The sequence below is a fragment of the Streptomyces krungchingensis genome (assembly GCF_054729265.1).
Genome location: NZ_JBPUKY010000002.1, coordinates 227,740 through 243,152, shown reverse-complemented (window position 1 = coordinate 243,152; position 15,413 = coordinate 227,740). Strand labels below are relative to the sequence as shown.

General features: G+C 72.3%; 13 protein-coding genes. 7 read left to right on the top strand and 6 right to left on the bottom strand.

Annotated features, from left to right (window positions below; genetic code table 11):
- Positions 1-166: 166 nt before the first annotated feature.
- The 3 genes from ACSYGO_RS41730 (at position 167) to ACSYGO_RS41720 (ending at position 3,794) form a co-directional block, all read left to right on the top strand.
- The gene (locus ACSYGO_RS41730; protein WP_426676252.1) at positions 167-1,099 is read left to right on the top strand and encodes a helix-turn-helix transcriptional regulator; all 933 of its coding nucleotides are present in this window, start codon (positions 167-169) and stop codon (positions 1,097-1,099) included.
- Between the two features lie 42 nt (positions 1,100-1,141).
- Positions 1,142-2,698: a hypothetical protein gene (locus tag ACSYGO_RS41725; protein WP_460389932.1), complete on the top strand. Its 1,557-nt coding sequence runs from the start codon at positions 1,142-1,144 to the stop codon at positions 2,696-2,698.
- 313 nt (positions 2,699-3,011) lie between these two features.
- A complete protein-coding gene (locus tag ACSYGO_RS41720; RefSeq protein ID WP_460389931.1) occupies positions 3,012-3,794 on the top strand; it encodes an LmeA family phospholipid-binding protein in 783 nt (260 codons plus the stop codon).
- Between the two features lie 19 nt (positions 3,795-3,813).
- Here the strand turns inward: ACSYGO_RS41720 and ACSYGO_RS41715 are convergent, their stop codons facing one another.
- Positions 3,814-5,889, bottom strand: coding sequence for an ATP-binding SpoIIE family protein phosphatase (locus ACSYGO_RS41715; RefSeq protein WP_460389930.1), 2,076 nt, complete (start codon positions 5,887-5,889; stop codon positions 3,814-3,816).
- A gap of 677 nt (positions 5,890-6,566) precedes the next feature.
- On the opposite strand from ACSYGO_RS41715, the gene ACSYGO_RS41710 reads away from it, so the two are divergent.
- Positions 6,567-6,908: a VOC family protein gene (locus ACSYGO_RS41710; RefSeq protein WP_426676256.1), complete on the top strand. Its 342-nt coding sequence runs from the start codon at positions 6,567-6,569 to the stop codon at positions 6,906-6,908.
- Positions 6,909-7,045: 137 nt separating this feature from the next.
- Positions 7,046-8,440 carry a PhoX family protein gene (locus ACSYGO_RS41705; protein ID WP_460389929.1) on the top strand — a complete coding sequence of 465 codons (1,395 nt, stop codon included), beginning with the start codon at positions 7,046-7,048 and terminating at the stop codon, positions 8,438-8,440.
- 100 nt (positions 8,441-8,540) lie between these two features.
- On the opposite strand, the gene ACSYGO_RS41700 is transcribed toward ACSYGO_RS41705, so the two are convergent.
- Complete coding sequence (locus ACSYGO_RS41700; RefSeq protein ID WP_426676258.1) at positions 8,541-9,278, bottom strand: YoaK family protein; 738 nt, start codon at positions 9,276-9,278, stop codon at positions 8,541-8,543.
- A 191-nt stretch (positions 9,279-9,469) separates the two neighbouring features.
- On the opposite strand from ACSYGO_RS41700, the gene ACSYGO_RS41695 reads away from it, so the two are divergent.
- Positions 9,470-10,147 (top strand): adenosylcobinamide amidohydrolase, encoded by a 678-nt coding sequence (locus tag ACSYGO_RS41695; RefSeq protein WP_426676259.1) that lies wholly within the window; start codon positions 9,470-9,472, stop codon positions 10,145-10,147.
- A gap of 82 nt (positions 10,148-10,229) precedes the next feature.
- On the opposite strand, the gene ACSYGO_RS41690 is transcribed toward ACSYGO_RS41695, so the two are convergent.
- Positions 10,230-11,474: an MFS transporter gene (locus ACSYGO_RS41690; RefSeq protein ID WP_426676260.1), complete on the bottom strand. Its 1,245-nt coding sequence runs from the start codon at positions 11,472-11,474 to the stop codon at positions 10,230-10,232.
- 61 nt (positions 11,475-11,535) lie between these two features.
- Here ACSYGO_RS41690 and ACSYGO_RS41685 point away from each other — a divergent pair, with 61 nt between their 5' ends.
- Positions 11,536-12,069 (top strand): MarR family winged helix-turn-helix transcriptional regulator, encoded by a 534-nt coding sequence (locus ACSYGO_RS41685; RefSeq protein ID WP_460389928.1) that lies wholly within the window; start codon positions 11,536-11,538, stop codon positions 12,067-12,069.
- Between the two features lie 141 nt (positions 12,070-12,210).
- Here the strand turns inward: ACSYGO_RS41685 and ACSYGO_RS41680 are convergent, their stop codons facing one another.
- From ACSYGO_RS41680 to ACSYGO_RS41670, 3 genes are read right to left on the bottom strand one after another with little or no spacing between them, the layout of a single operon-like run.
- The gene (locus ACSYGO_RS41680; RefSeq protein WP_460389927.1) at positions 12,211-12,930 is read right to left on the bottom strand and encodes a DUF6461 domain-containing protein; all 720 of its coding nucleotides are present in this window, start codon (positions 12,928-12,930) and stop codon (positions 12,211-12,213) included.
- A gap of 60 nt (positions 12,931-12,990) precedes the next feature.
- Positions 12,991-14,265: an MFS transporter gene (locus ACSYGO_RS41675; RefSeq protein WP_460389926.1), complete on the bottom strand. Its 1,275-nt coding sequence runs from the start codon at positions 14,263-14,265 to the stop codon at positions 12,991-12,993.
- A gap of 5 nt (positions 14,266-14,270) precedes the next feature.
- Positions 14,271-15,083: a GntR family transcriptional regulator gene (locus ACSYGO_RS41670; RefSeq protein ID WP_426676264.1), complete on the bottom strand. Its 813-nt coding sequence runs from the start codon at positions 15,081-15,083 to the stop codon at positions 14,271-14,273.
- Positions 15,084-15,413 lie beyond the last annotated feature (330 nt).

Genomic DNA, 15,413 nt, shown 5'->3' with positions numbered 1-15,413 from the left:
GCGCACAACTCCTTCCATGAATGGGTCCGGCGACCGGAGAGTCGCTCGGCACCCGACTCTGGAAGAAGCCCACGACCGCTGCCACGCCCTGATCGACCGACCCCTGGGCTGCCTGGCACTCACAGGGGCAGGCACACCGGCGCACGGACCCGGCACCATGGACGGCATGAACGAGGCGGATGTGTCAGCTGTGGGCGCTCTCGGTGACTTCCTGCGCAGCCGGCGGGCCCGGCTGAGCCCCGAGGCCGCGGGAATCGTGTCGTACGGTGCCCGTCGTGTGCCGGGGCTCCGGCGGGAGGAACTCGCCCAGCTCGCCGGTATCAGCGCGACGTACTACACGCGGCTGGAACAGGGGCAGAGCACCAACGCGTCGGAGTCGGTCGTCGACGCGATCGCCCGCGCGCTGGGCCTGGACGAGGACGAGCGCACCCATCTGCACGACCTGGCGAAGCCGGCTCCCCGCGTGCGGCGGCGTCCGTCACGTCCGGAGGCGGCGCGGGCGAGCACGGTCCGGTTGATCGACGCGATGACGGACGTTCCCGCGGTCGTCATGGGACGTCGCACCGAGGTGCTGGCCTGGAACAGGCTCGGACACGCCCTGCTGGCCGGGCACTACGACTTCACCGCCCCGAGCCGTCCAGCAGACCGGCCCAACATGACGCGGATGCTCTTCCTCGACTGCCACACCCGCGAGCTGTACGCACGCTGGGACGAGGAGGCCGCTCGTGCCGTCGCGTCGCTGCGCCTGGTGGCCGGCCGGTTCCGCGAGGACCGGGCACTGGCCGAGCTCGTGGGCGAACTGACCCTGGGGAGTGACGAGTTCGCCGCTCTATGGTCCGCGCAACCGGTGCTCGACTGTCTGTCCGGCGCCAAGCACTTCCGTCACCCCGAGGTGGGCGATCTGGAGCTCGGGTTCGAGATGCTCCACCTCGCGCAGGACACGGGACAGCGCATCCTCACCTTCACGGCGGCCCCCGGAACGGGCTCCGAAGCCGCGCTGCGGCTGCTCGCCGCGCGCACGGCGCCCGCCCGGACGACAAGTCCCGCAATCGCCCACGACGCACCCTCTGTCGCCACGAACCGACTGACCGTACCCTGACAAGTCATAGAACTTCAGGCGTGATCGACCGGGGGAGCCGTCATGTCCTGGAACCACGACGACGCACGTGACGATTTCGTCGTTCCACCGATGCCGGCCGCTCCGCCGCCCGCACCCGCGGACCCCTGGCGGGCCGTCGCGGTGGGGTTGCTGAACCTCTGCGGGCTCGGCGTCGGATACGCCCTGGTGCGCCGCTGGGGGCTGATGGCCGCGTGCTGGACCGCGACGGCGATCCTGCTCGTGGTGGCCCTGCCCGCGGACCCGGACGGGGTCCCCGGCGCGGTGGTCGTCCTCTACCTCGGCTTCCTGGTGCTCGCGGCCGCGCACGGTGCGCGCGTGGGGCTGCGGACCCGCCTGTCGTGGCCGCCGAACGCGCTGGTCGCCGCCGCGCTGGGCATCGTGCTGCTGGCCGTCCCGGCGGGTGGCGCGGTCCTGTACGACGGGGCGCGTGACGAAGCCGTCGAGCAGATGCTGCTGGACCGGCTCGACCGGGCGGACGAGTTGGTCAAGGCCTCCGGGAAGCAGCCCTTCCGGACGGCCGAGGCCGACTACCGCCGGGCCCTGGCGGTCTACGACGGGCTGCGCGACGACCATCCGGGGTCGCGGGCGGCCCGACGGGTCCCCGCCCGGCTCCAGGTCTACTACGCCACCGTCGCCTCGCCCTACGAGGAGGAGGACTACTGCGACGCCGTACCGCCGCTCGAGTACCTCCGCACCGTCCCCCGCACGATCGGTGAGAAGGACCTCGGAGACCTGGCGGGCTGGCCCGACGACCGGCTCGCCACGTCGCTCTACGAATGCGCGGCGGACTCGCTCGACGGCGGAGCCGCCACCTGGACCACGCAGTTCGGGGAGCTGCTGTCGACGTTCCCGAAGTCCGAGCAGGCCGGGAAGGTCGAGCCCGCCGTGAGGTCCGCGGTCGACAAGGCGGTGAAGTCGGTGGGCGGCGACGAGCCCTGCGCGGCCGTCGAGCGCCTGAAGGGTCTCTCCGGACAGGTCCGCGGGCTGCCCGGCGAGCAGGCGGGCCTCGCCGACGCGCTCGGCAAGGACGCCGACCGGGCGGACAAGAGCGCGAGTTCGGGTACGTACACCTGCGGTGTGGACCAGTACAAGGACGGCAGCTTCAGCGAGGCCCTCACCACGATGAACAAGTTCGTCAAGGACAACCCGCACCACAAGAACCGGGCGCGCGCCAAGAAGACAGCCATCGCCGCGGAGGTCGCCGAGACGGTGCCCGCGGCCGGCAAGCGCCTGCCGACCATGGCGTCGGGCGGCAGCATCACCGTCACGGTCAAGAACGACAGCCCGGACGACATCACGGTCCTGTACACGGGACCGGTGACCGGCAGCCTCACCCTCAAGGCCTGCGGCAGCTGCACCTCGTACTCCCTCGGCAGCACCCTGGGGATCGGCTTCGAACCGTGCAGCGACAGTGGCAAGCACTATCCGCAGCGGACCATCCGGCTGCCCGTCGGCACCACCTACTTCGTGCACAAGGCCCGGACCGGGGTGGGAAGGACCCCGGCCTCCGACACCGCCAAGTTGTCGGCGGGCTACACGTACACCGAGTGCGCCTACACGACGAGCTTCGGCTACTGAGGCGCCCCGGCTCCCGCACGGCTCCGGTCGCGGTGTCACAGGGCTGCGCCCGGAGCGTCACCGCTCGCCTCACCTCATAGTTCGAGCAAGGTACGCGCCGCACGTGCTCCAGCGCCGCGCCCCCGTCTCCGGCACCCCCCGCTGAACACCGACGTCCGACGCCCTCGTGTCTGCACAGCGATGTGCAGAACACGGGTAGTGAATTGCTCATCAGTGTGCAAGTATCGGACCGCCCTCGCCCGCCGACCGGACGGCGGACATGTCCAGCACAGGCGCCTCAGGCAACGCACGCCGCGGGCGCGTCAGGAGCACCATGCGCCCGTCGCGGTACGTCCAGGAGCCCACCCGAGACGCGCCGTACGGCGACGCCGCCGTGCGGGTGAGACCGCGGGCTCCGCGGAGACGGCGGCAGGTCGTGGCCGGCACGGCGCTCCTTGCGCTGCTGGCCGGCGGCGTCGCGGCCGACCGGGTCGCCGCGGCCCGCGCGCAGAGCCGGACGGCCGAGGCCTTCCAGGACGGCATGGGGACTCCGGAGCGGCCCACGGTGCACGTCAGCGGCTTCCCCGTACTGACGCAGCTCGCCGAGGGCAGTCTTCGGCACGTCGACATCACCGCCCACGACATACCCGCCCGCGGCACCTCTCGGCCGCTGCCGGTGACGAGGCTGTCCGTCGGCCTCGACGGCCTGAGGACCTCGGGCCCCGCCGACGAGGCCCGCGCGCGCAGCGTGACGGCGAGCGCCTTCCTGTCCTACGAGGACCTGTCGGACGCCCTCGGCCTGGACCTCTCACCCGGAGACGCGCCGGGCCGGATCGACGCGACGGCCGGTCTGCCGCTGGTCGGCGACATCGCCGTGAGTACGGCCGTCTCGGCGGCCGGCGGCAACCGCATCGCCTTCACGGACGTCCGCGTCACGCGCGGCCACCTGATCCCACCCGCGAAAGCACTGCTCGACCAGGCACTCGCGGAGCCCGTCCCCCTCCGGAACATCCCCGACGGACTGCGCCTCCGGTCGGTCACCACCACTGACGAGGGGATCACTGCCCGGTTCACCGGAAAGGCGGTGACCTTCCGCCCGGACTCCACGACCGCGTGAGCGGCCCGGCCGTTCGAAGCTATTCGAAGGCGTGCAACGGGAACTCGGTGGACGCGGCCAGCTCGGCCCAGACCGTCTTGCCACGCCGGGCGTGACGAGTCCCCCACTGCTCGGCGAGCTGGGCGACCAGCAGCAGGCCCCGCCCGCCCTCGTCGAAGGTCCGTGCCCGGCGCAGATGCGGTGTGGTGCTGCCGGCGTCGGACACCTCGCACAAGAGTGTGCCGTCATGGATCAGGCGCAGCCTGATCGGGGGCAGGCCGTAGCGGATCGCGTTGGTGACCAGTTCGCTGACCACCAGCTCGGTGGTGAAGTCGAGCTCCTCCAGCCCCCACTCCCGCAACTGCCGGGACACCTCCGAACGGGCCCGCGCGACCACCGCGGGGTCGGCCTCCAGGTCCCAGGAGGCGACCCGGTCGGCCCCCAGGACATGGGTGCGCGCGAGAAGCAGGGCGACGTCGTCGTCGGGCCGGTCGGGCAGCAGGGCTTCGAGCACTCTGTCGCAGATGCTCTCCAGGAAGGGATCCGGCTCCACGAGCGTCCGCCGCAGCGTGGCCAGTCCCCCGTCCGCGTCGTGGTCGCGGCCCTCGATCAGACCGTCGGTGTACAGGGCGATCAGGCTGCCTTCGGGCAGCTCGACCTCCAGGGTCTCGAACGGCAGGCCACCCAGTCCGAGCGGCGGGCCGGGCGGCAGGTCCAGCACGTCCGCCTTCCCGTCACGGATCACCACCGCCGGCGGCACGTGCCCCGCGCGGGCAAGGGTGCAGCGGCGGGCGACCGGGTCGTAGACCGCGTACAGACAGGTCGCCCCGATGTCGCCCTCGGTCTCCTCGGCGTCCGGGTCGGTGGAGGCTTCGGCGGACAGATGGAGCACGACGTCGTCGAGATGGGTGAGGAGCTCGTCGGGCGGCAGGTCGATGTGCGCCAGAGTGCGTACGGCCGTGCGCAGCCGCCCCATGGTGGCGGCCGCGCGGATGCCGTGGCCGACCACGTCGCCCACCACGAGGGCCACCCGGGCACCGGACAGCGGGATGACGTCGTACCAGTCGCCGCCCACCCCGGCCTCGGAGCCGGCCGGCAGGTAGCGGTAGGCGACCTCCGCCGCCGACTGCTGAGGCGCGTGGCGCGGGAGCAGACTGCGCTGGAGGGTGAGGGCGGTCGCGCGGGCGTTCGTGTAGCGGCGGGCGTTGTCGACGGCGATCGCGGCCCTGGCCGCGATCTCCTGGGCCAGGAGCAGGTCCTCGTCGTCGTAGCAGACGGGATTGCTGTACCGGAAGAACTCGGCGACGCCCAGGATGGCGCCCCGCGCCTTCAGCGGCACCACCAGCGTCGAGTGGAACCGCCGGGGGTCACCCGGCCGGTCCATGTGGTGCCGGCAGGGGCGCCCGGTGGCGAGGGCGTAGGCCGTCGGCGATCCGTCCGGGCAGGTGTGGTGCTGCGGCGGCGCGACGCCCGACCGGTGCCCGGCCCTGGTGACCGGGCCCTCCGCGGTCCGGCGCAGCTCCGGCGGGCCCGGCGGCACGGTGTCCTGCCCGCTGAGCGCTGCGTCGAGCAGGTCGACGGTGACGAGGTCGGCGAAGCGCCTCGTGGCGAAGTCCGCCAGTTCCTGCGTGGTGCGGGCGATGTCGAGCGTGGTCCCGATGCGCATGCTCGCCTCGTTCACCATGGTCAGCCGCCACCGCAGCCGACGGTCCCGCTCCTGCTGGAACGCCGCGGCGCCCTGCTCCGCCGCGCGGTCCACGTAGGTCGTCGACAGCTCGACCAGCTGGCGCGCAGCCGCGGCGACCAGCACCGGATCGCCGGTGAGCCGGGGGATCTCGGCGAGCAGCCTGTCGTTGACGATCCGCTGCCCCAGCCGGAGGGCCCGCAGTGTCGTGCTGAGGGGCATGCCGTAGCGGGCCATCCGGCGCGCCCGCTCCGCGTCGGCGGCCGGCGGTTCGAGGCGGCTCGGCTCGACGCAGGTCTCCAGGGCGAACAACGAGGCGCGGACGTGGTCGACGATGTTCGCCGAGACCATCCGCGCCACCTCCGGGTCTTCCCACAACGCGGGAAGTTCGCTCCGCAGGCATTGCTCCACGTCGGCTGTCAGCTCGTCCACCTTTGATCCGAGCTCGTGCGCCGCACGTGACAGAAGGCCGTCGGCCGGGGGCTCCACACTGACGACGGTACGCCGGTCGCCCGGATATCTCCGACCGGCGTCCGCCCCTCCGGCGTCGGCGGCCACCACATGATCAAGGCCCTGTGCCCGCCGGAGACCGCCCACGGCGCGCTGCCACGCTCGTTCGCACGTGCGCACTCCGGCGGTGGGTGGGTGGGTCGGGTCCGTGCCGGTGATCCGCCCGTTGCAGCCGTTGTGCGGGGCGGTGCTGGTAGGACCTCGGTGGGTGGGTGGCGCCGTCCGCAACGGGCATTTGATTCACCGGCACGGCCCCTTCCGTGGGAGGGGCCGTGCCGGTGCGTGGGGCATTCCGTGAGAGGGCGGGTGCGGGTACACGGTCCCTTCCGTGGGAGGGCGGGTGCGCGGCTGGGGGCGCGTGGGCCCTTCTGTGGGAGGGCGCGTGTGGGTGCATCCCCGTGGATGCCGGGCTGTGGCCGCACGGACGTGGTGCAGGTTCTCGTCCGTGCGCGGCACTCCGGCCGGCCCCGGAGCAGATGTCCCCGCGCCCGCGGGCCTCGCGCCGAGCCCGGCCGGACGCTCGTGACACGGCGTCGCGGCACATGACGGGCGGCGATCGACACGGCGTGCGACCGTGCGGCCGGAACTACTATGGCGTCATGTCCGTCGAACTGTTCGCAGGCATCTCGGTCAACGACTACGAATCGGCGCTCACCTGGTACGGGCGGCTGCTCGGCTTCCCGCCGACACTGATCCCGAACGACCGGGAAGCCGTGTGGGAGCTGGCGGAACACCGCTACGTGTACATCGAGCTGCGGCCCGGACACGCCGGCCACGCCATGCACACGCTGTTCGTCGACGACCTCGACACCCGCGTCGCCGGGATCTCCGAGCGCGGTCTCGAACCCATGAACCGCGAGACCTACGCCAACGGCGTCCGCAAGGTCACGTACCGGGATCCCGACGGGAACGAGATCGGGTTCGGCGGAGCCCCGGTCTGACACGTGCGTGCCCGTGCGTCCCCCGGCCGGCCGGTGGGCCACGAGTGGCAGGTATGACGCGAGTGGTTCCGGCAGCTCCGGCCACGTGATACACACAAGCGGGTCACACTCCTGTCCGCCAGCAGGAAGGTTGCCCCATGCCCGAAAACGGCCGCACGGCGACACGACGTCAAGTCTTCGCCCGCACCGCCGCGTTGAGCGCGTCGATCGCCTTCGCCGGTAACCTCTCCGAACTCTTCGCGGGCACCGCCGCCGCGCAGAGCCTCGGCCACCGCGGCTACGGCCCGCTCATCCCCGATCCGAACGGCCTGCTCGACCTGCCGAAAGGATTCCGCTACCGGGTCCTGTCCCGCGAAGGAGACCAGCTCCGCTCCGGCGAGGGCCCGGTGCCCAGCAATCACGACGGCATGGCCGCGTTCGCCGCACGTCCCGGCGACCGTCACGGCCGCGTCCATCTGGTCCGCAACCACGAGAACCGCGTCACCGCGACGATCCCGGTCCCGACCGTCGAGGGCCTCACGTACGACCCGATGGGCAAGGGCGGTTGTACGTCCCTGACGCTGGACCGGCACGGAGAGGTGCTCGCGGAGCGCGTCGCCATCGCCGGCACGGCCGTCAACTGCGCGGGTGGGCCCACGCCTTGGGGCACCTGGCTGACCTGTGAGGAGACCGAGGACCAGGCCGGCACCAACGGCTACACCAAGGACCACGGCTTCATCTTCGAGGTCGACCCAACGGATCCGCACCGCACCGGAGCCGTGCCGCTCACCGCGATGGGCCGCTTCCAGCACGAGGCGATCGCCGTCGACCCGAAGCGGGGCATCGTCTACGAGACGGAGGACGCGTTCCTCAAGCCGTTCGGCCTCTTCTACCGCTTCCTGCCCGACAAGCCGCACGGCGGCACGGGTTCCCTGCGGGCGGGAGGACGGCTCCAGGCGATGCGGGTGCCCGGCGTACCGGACCTCTCCTCCATCCAGGAGCCGGGCGCGGCCTTCGACGGCATCGAGTGGGTGGACGTACCGGACCCGCTGGCCGCCCAGACGCCCGTCCGCCTCCAGGACTTCGGCCCGAAGGGCATCACGCACGCGCAGAAGCTCGAGGGCTGCTACTGGGGCGGCTCGTGCGTGTACTTCGTCTCCTCCTTCGCCCGCAGCGCGGACGGCTCGGCCGCCGACCACTACGGCCAGATCTGGCGCTACGACCCGACGGCCCGCCGCCTCACCCTCGTGATCGTCTTCGGGCCCGGCACCGATGTGCAGCTCCCCGGCGAGTCCCCCGACAACATCTGTCTCGCCCCGAGCGGCGGGCTCATGGTCTGCGAGGACGGCAACGGCGCGCAGCACGTCTTCGGGGTGACGCGACACGGCGAGGTGTACGCCATGGCGCGGGGCGCCCAGAACATCGGCACCCCGCAGGCGCCGGAATGGGGCGAGTTCGCGGGCGTCACGTTCTCGCCGGACGGCGCGACGATGTACGTGAACTGCTACACGCCCGGGACGACCTTCGCGGTCACGGGGCCCTGGCGCGGCTAGGTTCACGTCCGCCTGATCCCGCATCCGCTGCCGCCCGCCACCGAGGTCGTCGCCGTGACGATCGCGGTGGCGGGCGGCGGCGTATTCCCGTGCGGCGGGCTCAGCCGACGAGCTCGGACGCGAGCAGGCGATAGCGCGGGAGAAGGACGTAGAGCAAGGCGATGACGAGGACGGCCGCCGCGATGACGAGCAGTGCCCGGCCTGTCCCCCAGGGCGTCATGAGCGTGCCGAGCACTCCGCCGACGAAGATGCCGGCGACGGTCGCGACGAAACGGAGACGCGTCATGTGCCGGTGCGGGGTCGCGGGTGCCGGTGCCGCGAAGTCGAGGATGAGGCGGACCAGCGACATCTGGATGAGCAGCGTCGGCATGCCGGGGACGGCCGCACGCACGGCGGTGTCCGCGCGCAGGCCCATGGTGAAGGCCACGATGACGATGACGAGCATGTCCGGGTGCGCGGTGAGTGACCCGTAGCCGTGGCGCCACAGCGCTGCCGCGCCGGCGAGCGCGAGGAGTGCCCCTTCGACGACGAGAGCCACGGCGAACCAGTGCCGGTGGCGGGCGACGAGCCTGCTCGTGCCCAGGCCTCCGACCGCGGCCCCCAGCGCGAAGGCGATCAGGGCGAAGGCCGGGCGGGCCACCGGCAGCTGTCCCGCCTCGGCGACGGCGAAGGCCAGGAACAGCAGGTTTCCCGTGGCGAGCGCGGTGAAGACGTGTCCCATCGTCAGGAAGCTGACCGCGTCGACGGCTCCGGCCAGGACGGTGAGCGTCGCCATGACGACGACCTGCTGACGTTCGCGTCGGTCGCCCGACTCCGGTGGTACGGATTCTTCGCGCATGGGGTCAGTCTCGGCACGGCGGCTCCTCATCGGCGGGTGCCGGGGCCGACACGCGACCGACGTGCCGCCAATGGACGTCCAGTGGGGGACGCCGACGACCGGGACCTCCGAGGGGGCCCTGTGCTGCCGGAGCGGCACGGGGGTGTCCGGGTACGATCACCCGGTCCCCGTACCACTAGGAGTTCCGCCCGGTGACCGCCGTCGTTCCGCCTCCCCGTACCGCCACCGGTCTGCGGGCCGTGCAGCAGCTCGACCGGGTCGAGGACGGCGAGCGGCTGCACGCCCTCCTGTGGCGGGCGGGCGCCGGCTGGCGGATGATCAGCAGCGCCGTGCTCGGCGGAGGCATCGGGGAGCGGGCCTGGGTCCTCAACGCCCAGGTCTCCCACGGCTACCGGCGCACCGACCCCGAACGGCACCTCGCCGACCTGGCCCGTGAGGCGGGCGTGCACGGCCCGGGAGTCGGTCTGATGACGGCGGCCGACGTCACCGGCCACGGCCGCGCGTACGACGGTGGCGCCGAGGCGGTCGCCACCGCCGGACTCGGGGTCCGCGGGTGGGCCGCCTCCCCCGCCGAGGGCACGCCGGTGCCCGACCGGCCGGGCACGATCAACATCGTGGTGGCGCTGCCGGTACCGCTCACCGACGCCGCGCTGGTCAACGCCGTGGCGACGGCCACCGAAGCCAAGGTGCAGGCCCTTCTCGACGCCGGCTACGACTGCTCCGGCACCCCCACCGACGCCGTCTGCGTCGCCGCGCGCGTCGCCCGCCCCGGCGAGGAGGTCCACTCCTTCGCTGGGCCGCGTTCCCTGTGGGGCGCCCGCCTCGCCCGAGCCGTCCACGGCGCCGTGCGCACCGCGGCCGCGCCCTGACCCCCACGGCCCACCGTCCGGTGCCCGCACGGCAGTTGCCGACGCGGGAGCGTACGGGGCGCCTCGCCCCGCCGGGGTGTGCTCAGGCGTCCTTCCGTTCGAGCCGGCGTACGTCGGGCAAGAGGGTCGAGAGCAGCGCGGACCCGCCCATGACGGCGGCGACCACGACCAGCCAGCCGTGCAGGCCGACGGCGGTGGCGATCGGGCCGGTGAGCAGGAGGCCGACCGGGCGGGCCACGAACGAGCCCACCATGTCGAAGGAGTAGACCCGGGCCAGCTTCTCCTCGGGGACGTTCTCCTGGATCGACAACTGCCAGAACACGTCGAAGATCTGGAGCCCGAACCCGTGGACGAACGCGCCGGCCAGCACGAGCGCCAGGGTCGGGTGGAGGGCCATCGCCAGGGGGAACGCCGCGGTGAGCGAGAGCAGCAGGGTTCCGGTGAGGAGCGCGCGGCGCGGCCGCCAGCGCAGGCAGACGAGTCCGCCGACGACGAAGCCGACCATCATGGCACCCATCGAGAAACCCCAGGCGGAGCGGCCGATGTCCTCGCCGACCACGATCGGCCCGAGCACGGACTGCGCGCCGCCGAAGAAGAGGTGGTAGAGCAGCGCCTGCGCGAGCAGCAGGACCAGCCACCGGTGGCGCAGCACCTCGCGGAGCCCTTCTCCCAGGTCCGCGAGGATCGCGCCGCGCTCGCCCGCGGCGCGCGTCTGGGGGACGGTCAGCCGGGAGAAGCAGAACGCCGCCACCGCGAAGGTGGCCGCGTCGACCGCTATCGCCCACCCCGCGCCGACGGCCGCGACCAGGACTCCGCCGACGGCGAAGCCGATCACCTGGGCCGAGGTCTGCAACAGCGAGCGCAGCGCGACGGCCGGGCCGAGCAGTGTCTCGGGCACGGTGGCACGGGTCATCGCCGACGACGAGGGCTGGGCCAGTGCGCCGAGACATCCGTTGACCGCGCCGATCACCGCGAGCAGGGGCACCGTGGCCCACCCGCCGATCACCAGCACGGCGACGAGCCCCTGTGTGAGCACGCAGGCGGCCGAGGAGCCCTCCAGCATCAGCTGTCGCTTCACCCGGTCGCCCAGCACCCCGCCGAACAGGGCGGTCACGACCTCCGCGGCCGCGTACGCCGCGACCACGATGCCCAGTTGGGCCGCCGAGCCGCCCAGGTCGAGCACCGCGAAGGCGAGCGCGATCGGCGTGATGGCGTTGCCGAGGGCGCTGGTGGCGGTGCCGGTGACCAGCAGACGGAAGTTGGAGTGCCGCAGCGGCGTGAACCGCCCGACGGCGTCCGACGGGGCTGCGGCGGTGGTGGTGGACATGCCGCGGAGATTACTTCGGTGGCGAATTATTCGTCAACGTAATATTCGCTAGAGTAGGACCATGGCCGACAAGGAGCCCCAGGACTGGACCGACCGACACGTCGCCCGGTGGCGCGACCACTGGATCGACGTGGGGTTCGAGGACGACGTCGAGGCGATCGTGACCCGCTGCCAGCGGCTGGTCAGGCACTGGAAGCTGGCCTCGCAGGCGGCGCTGTCCGAACTCGGTCTCCAGGAGCACGAGTACGTCACCCTGCACATGCTGATGATCCAGGACACCCCGGGCCGTGCCAGCCCGACGCGGCTGGCCGAGGACCTCGGCATCAGCAACGCCGGGATGACCGGACGGATCGACGCGCTGGAGAAGGCGGGCTGGATCCGGCGCAAGCCCTCACCGGACGACCGGCGCCGCGTCGAGATCGAGGTGACCGAGGCCGGCGTGGACCTGTGGCGCAGGGCGATGCACGGGCGCGGACGGTCCGAGGACGAGGTGGTGCACGTCCTCGACGCCGGCGAACGGGCCACCCTGGCCGCGCTGTTGAAGAAGATGACGCTCAGCGTCGAGACGGCGGGCGGGGACTCCGCCGACGACTGAGCCGCCGCCGGGGCGGTCCCCCGCGTGGTCCGTCTCCCGTCTCTGCACGCCGCCTGCTTCGGCGACCGTGTGCTCGCCCGCCCGGCGGTCGACGACCGGCTCAGCGCTGATCCCGACGTCACCCGGCGGTCGACCACCGGCTCACAGCTGATCCCGGCGTATCTCGACGTAGGTCCGCTTCCCGTGCGCGTCCGTGATGTCGACGACGACCTTCTCCCACTCCTCGGCGGGCTGCTCGGGCACCTCGCCCGTCCGGTACGCGGCCTCCGCCAGCAGCGCCTCGGTCACCCGGACTCCGGTCAGGCGCTCGGCCAGTGCGAACACCCCCGCCTTGCGGTCCGCGCCGGGCGCCTCGTCGGCGGCCGGGTCGAGCCCGACCTCCCGCATCACACGGTTCAGCTGGTCCGGGGTACTCCCCGTCCTGGCCGAGGGCCATTCGAACGTGGTGCGCAGTTCCCCGTCCTCGTACCAGTGGAAGAAGTGCAGCGGTTTCCCGCCATTGCTGGAGTGGGAGACCACTCGGGTCCCGGCGGACAGGGTCTCCATGAAGCCGGGCGATCCCAGATCGCCGCCGAGCACCAGGACGAGGGTCCAGTCCCCTCCCTCACCCGGGAGGGTGCACGCTCCCGCGAGAACGCACTCCTCCCAGCCGTCGGACTCGTCGAAGAGCTCCTGATGCCGCTCGATCAGAGTGGCGAGCCCGCGGCACGCGCCCTGCGGTTCGGCCCTCGCCGCGGTCAGCACCTCCTCCGGCGGCACTCCCCGCACCAGGACCAAGGTGTACCCGGTCTCCAGCGCGTACCTGAACAGCGAGGAAGAGGAGCGTATCCAGCCGTAGTCGGCTGCGGTGGCTGCGGTCATGCAGAGCATCCTGCCGGAGACCGCCGACAGTGCGGAGCCCAGCGCGTGGAGGGCGGCACGTCACCGGTCTCCGCGGCGACCGGCCGGGCGTACCGGAACGGCTTCGGGCAGCTCGCGCAGCGTACGCAGCGGCGAGAGAAAACACGGGAGCATGCTCAGGGTCATACCCACGGCGCCGATACAGAGCGTGGCCCTCGCTCCGAACACCGCGCCCGAGACTCCGCCCAGGACCCCGCCCAGCGGAAGGCCGCCCCACGACACGAACCGGGCTGTCGCGCTCATCCGGCCCAGGAGCCGATCCGGGGTGAGTCCCTGCTGGAGGCTCGACTGAGCCACCACCCGGACCACTCCGCCCAGCGAGAGAGCCGCGAGTCCTGCCGCCGCCACGCACAGGCTCCAGCCAGGACGCGCCAGGGGCATGAGGGCCGTCAGCGGACAAGTGACCAGCGGCGCCAGCCAGATGACCGGCCCCTGTCCGACCCGTTCGGAGAGCCTGGTGGCCAGCAGTGCACCCAGCAGCGCACCGCATCCCATGCCCGACAGAACGAGCCCGATCCCGTACGACCCGAGGCCGATCTCCCGCTCCAGGAAGACCAGCAGCATGGCCTGGTACATGACCAGGAAGAGGTTGAAGACCGCGTCCCCCGGAATGGTGGCGCGCAGCACGGGATGCCTGAGGACGAACCTCAGTCCCTCCTTGATGTCCCGGCGCAGAGGCGGGTGTTCGCTCGCCTCCGGCTTCCGTTCGCCCTTGCGGATACCGATCGCGAGGAGCCCCGACGCGGCCATTCCGGCGGAACTCGCCAGAAGCGTCGCGGGCGCGCCCACCAGGCCGACCAGCGGGCCCGCCAGCGTCGGCCCGCTGATACTGGTCACCGAACGTACCGCCGAGAGCTTCGAGTTGCCCTCCACGAGTCGGTCGCGCCCCACCAGGTGCGGCAGGTAGCTGACGTACGCCACGTCGAAGAACACCGTGAGCACGCCGTGCACCAGGGCCACCGCGTACAGCCACCAGATCGTCAGGAGACCCGCCCACCACGCCGTCGGTACCGTCAGCAGGACCAGCGCCCTCACGAGATCGGTGCCGACCATCACCGAGCGTTTGCGCATGCGGTCCACCCAGGCGCCCGCCGGGAGCCCGACCAGGAGCGAGCCCGCCGTGGTCGTGGCGGTGAGCAGTCCGACCCGGAACTCGTCGGCGTGCAGGGCCACGATCGCGACCAGCGGCAACGCCAGGAAGATGATGCGATCGCCCAGCTGGCCGAGCGCGGTGGCGGCGAACAGCCGCCCGAAGTCCGGATCGCGCAGGAGTCCACCACCGGCGGGGGACGACACGGGGATCACCTGCCGTCGTTCGGTGTCGGCTGCGGGAAGTGGCCGCGCGGCTCAGCCAGTTGGCGCCGGTCGATCCCGAACTCGTAGGCCACCTCCCGTCGGGCGTCCGGAATGACCATGTCGGCTGTTTCCACGGGGCGTCCGCCTGTGTCGTAGAGGGTCCGCTCGATCCGGAGCACCAGGTCCCCGACGCCGATCCCCAGGAGGTTCGCCTGCTCCTGAGTGGCCCGGGCCGGGCGCGGCACCTCGACCACGGTCTCGACCTCCACGCCGATGGAGCGCATCCGCGCCACCACCCCCTTGCCCGCGAGGGGGCCCATCTCGGGCAGCACGACCGGCGTTCCGCCCGTGATCGCCATCGGTTCCCAGGAGTCGGAGAGCTGGACGGGGTGGCCGTCGGCGAGGAACTCGTAGTGCGTGCGGACGCAGAGACCGCCGGTGCCGATGGCGAGCCGCTCGGCGATCGCCTCGGGGGCGGGAACACGCACCTGGCTGTGCGCGTCCCAGGCGCCGGCCCTGCCCCGCTCCTCCACGCCTGCGACGGTGGGTGTGCCGCCGCGTCGTTCGCGGTGTCGCGAACGCACCATCAGCACACGTTCGCGCGGCACGCACACGAAGGTGCCCGAGCCCGCGCGTCCTTCGAGGAGGCCTTTGACGATCAAGTGGTCCACGGCCCGCTGCGTGACGTTGCGCCCGACGCCGTACTCCTCGGCGAGCCGCGCCCGGGACGGCAGTCGCTCCCCGGCCTCCCACTCCCCCGCGAGAATCCGCGCGCTCAGCGCGTCGGCCACTGCAAGGTACGGCGCGTCTCTGGGCATGTGCGACTCTCCGCTGCTCGGCTGGGCCACACCTGGGCGTTCCAGGCGGCGTTGGAAAGCTACTGCACCGCGTGAAAGCTACTGGAGCAGCAATACGCAGGGCGCTCGGGCGGCTACGGGGCGACCGGCCGACGGCTTGATCGAATGCGGGAAGGGCCACCCTGAGCTGGGACGATGCGGCCCGCACCGGCCTGTGCGGATCTCGGCGGCCCTCAGGTGCGCTCGGAGCCGTGCGTCCTCGGGCCGCGCGCCCGCCCCCGGCGGCGGGGCCGCGCCCGACGGCGATCCCCGTCTCGCCTGGTCGGGGTCGGCCGGTGGTGCGACGCTGGA